Source organism: Rhodothermales bacterium, assembly GCA_013002345.1.
In the GTDB taxonomy this organism is placed as follows: Bacteria; Bacteroidota; Rhodothermia; order Rhodothermales; family JABDKH01; genus JABDKH01.
Genome location: JABDKH010000245.1, coordinates 1 through 7033, shown reverse-complemented (window position 1 = coordinate 7033; position 7033 = coordinate 1). Strand labels below are relative to the sequence as shown.

At 55.9% G+C, this 7033-nt stretch carries 4 protein-coding genes; all 4 read left to right on the top strand.

Annotated elements, in window-relative coordinates; genetic code table 11:
• The first annotated feature begins 360 nt into the window (after positions 1-360).
• A complete protein-coding gene (locus HKN37_12040; GenBank protein ID NNE47375.1) occupies positions 361-792 on the top strand; it encodes a hypothetical protein in 432 nt (143 codons plus the stop codon).
• Positions 793-877: 85 nt separating this feature from the next.
• The gene (locus tag HKN37_12035) at positions 878-2188 is read left to right on the top strand and encodes a TolC family protein (protein ID NNE47374.1); all 1311 of its coding nucleotides are present in this window, start codon (positions 878-880) and stop codon (positions 2186-2188) included.
• A 37-nt stretch (positions 2189-2225) separates the two neighbouring features.
• Positions 2226-3998, top strand: a complete 1773-nt coding sequence (locus HKN37_12030) for an efflux RND transporter periplasmic adaptor subunit (GenBank protein NNE47373.1) — start codon at positions 2226-2228, stop codon at positions 3996-3998.
• An 83-nt stretch (positions 3999-4081) separates the two neighbouring features.
• Positions 4082-7033: efflux RND transporter permease subunit (locus tag HKN37_12025; protein ID NNE47372.1), on the top strand; the 2952-nt coding region annotated here is incomplete at its 3' end.

The window sequence follows — 7033 nt, the reverse complement described above, 5'->3', positions numbered from 1 at the left end:
CTGCCCCGATTTTTGAAACCGCGAGGCGTAGTGACGAGGCACTCCTCGCATCGACGATCGTGATTCGCGTCGATAAGCCGGCACCGACTCGCCGCCTGCGCTGGCGGCGGGCTGGTCGCCGGTGGCGCATTTCCAGGGCATCGGTTCTCGAGGTTCAGCTATCAGTTTTGGTACCCGCCGTGGCGTGACCTGTCAGGCTATCTCACCTGAACGAAGTTTAAGGATTGTTTAAGGCTCGACTAAGACTCACCGGGATAGCTTGCAATAATCGATGATGTTGCAAATGAACCATTTCGGATCATGGTCTCAGTTGGCCAATTCGGCTTATCCCGAGTTGGAATCACCAAGAGTGGTGTTCGAATGATATTGGGTCTTCTAAAAGGAGCAGTAATTGTTGCTGCGGTGGTGACATCTTCGGTTTCCAGCGACTCCTGTACCGGTTTTGCCTCACATCAGGACCTCGATATCCCGGACTGGAGCCACGAACCGCTGCCGCGTAGCAATCCGATAAGTCCGACCCGCATTTCGCCAAACGATGTCCGCGTATCAGCCAGCGTAGTTCAGGCTCAGCGAGCGATTCCAAAATGTTGTCGCGTTCTACCGATAAGACCACTCGCTTCGGCGATGCCCGTCGTCAGCCTATCCCTGACACATCTGGCTCTCCTGGGAGCCCCCAACGACGCCGTCTCCCAAGGGGATCTCGTCAGGCCCGATCGTGGCGCGTTCCCGGCCGCGCAGACATTTACGTTTGTTTCGGATCGGCAAAGCCTCTTCTCGGTGTTTCGGAGCTGAGGTGTGTGATGAGGTTGAGTCCGACACCGCTCAACTCATTGCTAGGCCGACTATTCCTTCGCAAACAAGCGCACACCACAAATCTATGTTCCGATCTCGAACCCAGTCCGCATTCTTGTCGATCGTACTCCTGCTCAGCCTAGTCGCGGGTGCTGGATCAGCAAGCGGGCAAGAGGCACCGCCTGAGGATCATGTGCTTCGTCTCAGCGATCTCCTGAACGAAAGCCGGGCAAACAATCCGACGCTAAGAGCCGCTCGTTTGGAGGCGGAGGCCTTGGCGGAGAGAAGGGGTCAGGTTTCGGCCCTTCCAGATCCAACTTTCATGGCGTCCTATCAACCGTATCCACTACTGACAGCGCGAGGTACGCAACGAACCCAGTGGCGTGTTGAGCAAATGATTCCGTTCCCGGGCAAGCTTGGCCTCCAAGGGAACATCTCTGATCTGAGTTCAGAGATCGCCGTGTTTGAGGCAGAAACGCTTGAGGACGACATCACTTTTCGAATCAAGCAAGCTTACTTCGAACTACATCGGATACAGCAACAAGAGGTGCTCATTCGATCCTTCCAAGATCGCCTGGTGAACTTCGAAGAGGTCGCGAGCACGCAGTATGAGGTCGGAGCTGGGATACAGCAGTCTGTGCTGAAGGCTCAGCTTGAGCGCAACATGCTCGAGCGGGTGTACCTGGAGCTTGTCGAGCGCCGGCGCACCGCGGCGGAAGAGCTTGCAAATTTGCTCAATCGTCCCGTGTCAACGGGTGATCTCGAAGAAATTAGAGTCGCCAGACCACCAGGCCTCTCGCTCGATCACGATACACTGTTCGCAGTCGCGTATCGAAGCCGTCCAGAGGCCGCGATGCTGGACATTGCTGCGCTTCGTGCGGACACACAGATCGCCCTCGCAAAGAAGGAGTACCTCCCTGATTTCGGGCTGAATGTGACATACTTCGATGTCGGCGCTGCGGACGTTCCGCCGACGGCCACCGGCCGCGACGCGCTTGGCGTCGGAGTCTCAATAAAGGTGCCCCTTCAGAGGGGTCGATTGCGTGCGAGACTTGAGGAGGCGCGACTTCGTCGATATCAAGTGGAGGCGAGACAAGAGGCACTGGAAAGCTCGTTTCGGACTCAAATCGGAGACCTTGACAATCGGCTGCGACAGGAACAGCGACAACTCTCTCTGTATCGCCACGTGCTGATTCCTCAGGCTGAAACCACTCTCCAGGCAACGCTGAGTGCTTATACGACCGGTCGTACTGACTTCCTGAATCTCCTCGACGCCGAGCGGGTGCTCTTCACACTGAATACTGGCTACGAGGACACGTTCGCTCGGTATCTCACTGTAGCGGCAGCCCTCGAACGTGCTCTTGGCATTGCCTCGCTCGAAGAACTTGATAAGTAGATGTCGGCGACGACATCCATCCAGAACCCGAACTGACATGAAATCTCAGAATCTCATCAAATGGCTGGTGCTGCCATTACTGTTCGTCGCGCTGGCCGCTGCCGGCTTCGTTATCGGTCGAATGACCGGTAGTGGTTCCGAGAATAACGGTACCCCGTCGGACGGGTCCGAGGAGCGAACAGTACTGTACTGGCGTGCTCCGATGGATCCGACGGAGATCTACGATGCTCCAGGTAGATCAAGAATGGGCATGGACCTGGTTCCTGTGTATTCGGGCGAGGAGCCCGAGAGCGACGCACAGGCCGACGAGAAGAAGATTCTCTACTGGAGAGCACCCATGGACCCCACAGAGATCTATGACGCTCCTGGTAAATCTAGCATGGGCATGGATCTCATTCCCGTTTACGAGGACGAGTCTGGTGCGGAATCCGGCGGCATCATAACCATCGATCCGACGACCGTACAGAATATGGGTGTGCGCTCCGCCAGTGTCGAGCGCACTGATTTCTCGCGTACCATTCGGACCGTGGGTGAGATCGACTACGACGAGGAACGCCTCTATCTGGTCAACTCGAAAATCTCTGGATGGATCGAAAAGCTTTACGTGAACTTCGTGGGTGACGAGGTGACGAAAGGTTCACCTCTTATGGAGATCTACTCGCCCGAATTAGTGTCCACGCAGCAGGAGTATCTACTGGCCGTCGCGAACTATCGGACCGCTTCGGGCAGCGGAATACCCTCAATAGAAGAGGATGCAGCAAGGCTCCTTTCGTCGACCCGCAAACGACTCGAGTACTGGGACATTCCGACAGCAGCGATCGAGAACCTGGAGAGGACCGGAGAGATCAAAAAGACGATTCTGCTGGAGGCACCGGCGACAGGAGTCGTTGTCAAGAGAAACGCCATCGAGGGTGCCTTCATTAAGGCGGGCATGGACCTGTTCGAGATCGCCGATCTTAGGTCGGTGTGGGTGCATGCGAGCTTCTACGACAACGAGGTTCCATGGATCAGTGAGGGACAGCAAGTGGAGATGGAACTGTCCTATCTGCCCGGCAGGACATACACCGGCCGGGTTTCATACGTGTACCCGTACCTGCGAGAGAAGGCTCGAGACGTCCATGTTCGTTTGATCTTCTCCAACCCCAATCTAGACCTCAAACCAGGCATGTATGCCAATGTGAGGCTGCAGGGAAAGACCATTCCGAAAGCACTCATTGTCCCGTCGGAAGCCGTGGTTCGGTCTGGCGCGCGCGACATCGTCTTCGTTGTCCGCGGTGAGGGAAGGTTCGAGCCACGAGAGATACGAATAGGAGAGGAAGGCGGCCCGGACAACGGCTATGTGCGAGTCATATCGGGCTTGCTAGATGGCGAGGATGTAGTGACCTCCGCTCAGTTTATGCTCGACAGCGAAAGTCGGTTGCAGGAGGCCATACAGAAGATGCTCAGTGATCAAATGAACCGGAGCTCGCCAGCTGGGTCTCCACAGTCAAAGGAGGACTCGGTGTCTTTGCGGCCCACCGAATCCGTGGCTGACGTCGACTCCGCTGATCCAGAGCATAGCATGAAATCAGCCGAGTCGGTGCCGGACAGTCTGTCTGCTGAACATAATCAGAATATACAGTCGTCCGCCGCTACGCCTAGTGTGCCACCGGCAGAGCACGAGCACCCTGCACCGCCGGCAGAGCACGAGCACCCTGCACCGCCGGCAGAACACGAGCACCCTGCGCCGCCGGCAGAACACGAGCACCCTGCACCGCCGGTAGAACACGAACACGATTCACATTCGGCCGACTCGACGAACGCAGCCTAGTCCGCGGCCATGTCCACGAAAGCAAGGGCACGTCGCGCGGCCGACCATCATGGACGCCAACCCAGATCGGCGAAGAGGAAATAATGCTACAGAAGATCATTGAAGCTTCGGTCAACAATCGCTTTCTCGTGATCATCTTCACGGCGCTCATCGGACTGGGCGGTTTCTACGCGATGTTGCAGACGCCGGTGGATGCGATTCCCGATCTGAGCGACGTCCAAGTGATCATCTTCACTGAATACGCCGGTCAGGCTCCGCAGGTCGTTGAAGATCAGGTGACGTATCCGCTGACCACCGCCATGTTGGCCGTCCCATTCGCTAAGGTTGTTCGCGGCTATTCATTCTTTGGATACTCGTTCGTCTACATCATTTTCGAAGATGGCACGGACATGTACTGGGCCCGAAGTCGGGTGCTGGAGTATCTGAATTACGTGTCCAGTCGCCTCCCCCAGGGAGTGACGCCCTCGCTGGGGCCGGACGCTACGGGAGTGGGTTGGGCCTTCGAATACGTTATTGACGGTGGGGACGAATACGACCTCCAGGAGCTTCGATCGATCCAGGACTGGTTTCTGCGCTATGAGCTCATGAGCGTACCCGGTGTGGCTGAAGTCGCCTCCATCGGCGGCTACGTGAAGCAGTACCAGGTAGAGGTGGATCCGAACAAGCTTCTTGCCTACAACATGCCGATCTCAAGAGTTCGGAACGCCCTTAAACGGAGCAATAGCGACGTTGGCGGGAAGCTAATCGAGATGGGCGAGGCCGAGTTCATGGTCCGGGGGCTAGGCTACATCCAGTCGATTCAGGATATTGAAAATACGCCTGTCGGTGTAGACGAAAGTGGTACACCGATCTTGATCAAGAACATTGCCCACGTTCACGAGGGCCCAGAATTGCGTCGCGGCCTAGTTGACTGGAATGGAGAAGGCGAAACCGTGGGCGGTATCGTCGTCATGCGGTACGGGGAGAATGCTCTCAAGACCATCGATGGTGTCAAGGCGAAGCTTGTAGAGTTGAAGAAGGGGCTGCCGCCTGGCGTGACGATCAAGACCGCCTATGATCGTAGTGCGCTCATCCATCGAGCGATTGAGAATCTGAAAGGTAAGCTGCTCGAAGAAAGCATCATTGTCGCTTTCGTGACCATTCTGTTCTTGCTGCATTTTCGCAGTGCATTCGTGGCAATCATCACCCTGCCTCTGGGAATCCTGATCTCGTTTCTGGTGATGTATTTCCAAGGTCTCAACGCTAACATCATGTCTCTCAGTGGTATCGCGATCGCCATCGGGGCCATGGTTGACGCTGCGATCGTGATGATTGAGAACGCACACAAACACATCGAACGAGACGGGGGCAAGAAGGATCACTGGCGAATCATAATCGACGCATCGAAAGAGGTGGGCCCTGCACTCTTCTACTCGCTTCTAATCATCACTCTTTCGTTTCTGCCGGTATTCACATTGCAGGCCCAGGAAGGGCGCCTGTTCAAGCCGCTAGCGTTCACAAAAACGTACGCGATGGCGGCGTCGGCGCTCCTCGCGATTACGATCGTGCCCGTTCTGATGGGATATCTGATCCGTGGTAAGATTTTGCCGGAGACCAAGAATCCGGTCAACCGCTTTCTGATCTGGATCTATAGGCCAGTGATCCACTGGGTATTGCGTTTCCGGTGGACCACAATCATTGCCTCCCTGGTGATTCTGGCCGCCACGTTCTATCCGCTAAGCAGGCTGGGTTCGGAGTTCATGCCACCGCTCAACGAAGGTGACCTTCTCTACATGCCCACCACAGATCCGGGGATTAGTATCACGAAGGCAAAGCAGTTACTGCAGCAGACCGACAAGATCATCAAGAGTTTTCCGGAGGTTGAGACAGTACTGGGCAAGGTGGGTAGAGCGGAAACGGCGACTGACCCGGCACCTCTGTCGATGATGGAGACAACCATCACGCTGAAACCGCAGGATGAATGGCGACAAGGTAGAACGATGGACGATCTCGTAAAGGAGATGGATGCTGCGATCAACTTTCCCGGGCTGACGAATGCGTGGACCATGCCGATCAAGACACGCATCGATATGCTCTCAACAGGAATCAAGACGCCCGTTGGAATCAAGCTCATGGGTCCGGATTTGCAGGTCCTATCCGATCTCGGGCAGCGGGTGGCTGCTGTCGTGCAAACGGTTCCGGGCACACAGAGCGCGTTCCCAGACAAAACGGTCGGTGGCAACTTTTTGGACTATAAGATCAAGCGGGTCGAGGCTGCCCGATATGCTCTGACGGTTGGAGACGTACAGGATGTAATCATGTCGGCAATCGGAGGTATGAACGTAACCCAGACCGTCGAGGGCCTAGAAAGATACCCTGTGAACCTACGGTACAGCCGCGAACTTCGAGACAACCTATCAGCATTGCAGCGCGTGCTGATTCCTACGCCGACAGGAGCGCAGATTCCGCTAAGCTATGTCGCGGACTTCAGCATCGTAAAGGGCCCACCGGTTGTCAAGAGTGAAAACGCGCGAACGACCTCCTGGCTCTACGTCGACATCCGTGACATCGATGTGGGGACATACGTCAGGAACGCTCAGGTGGCCGTCAACGAGCAGGTCGATCTCCCCGAGGGCTACAGCATAGTCTGGAGTGGCCAATACGAGTACATGGAGCGCGCACAGCAACGCTTGCGTGTCGTAGTTCCAATAACGCTCCTGATCATATTCCTGCTGTTGTATTTGAATTTCAGGAATATCACAGAGAGTCTCATTGTCATGTTGTCGCTGCCGTTCTCGCTGGTGGGCGGGATCTGGTTCTTGTTCATCCTGGGCTACAACCTCAGCGTGGCAGTAGGTGTTGGATTCATCGCTCTTGCAGGGGTCGCCGCGGAGACCGGGGTGATCATGCTGATATACCTTGATCACGCCTATGACGCACTGAAGCTGACCGGGAAGATGCGCTCGATGAAGGACCTGTACGAGGCCATCATTGTGGGCGCCGTTGAGCGCGTCCGACCGAAAATGATGACCGTTATCGCGATCATGGCCGGTCTG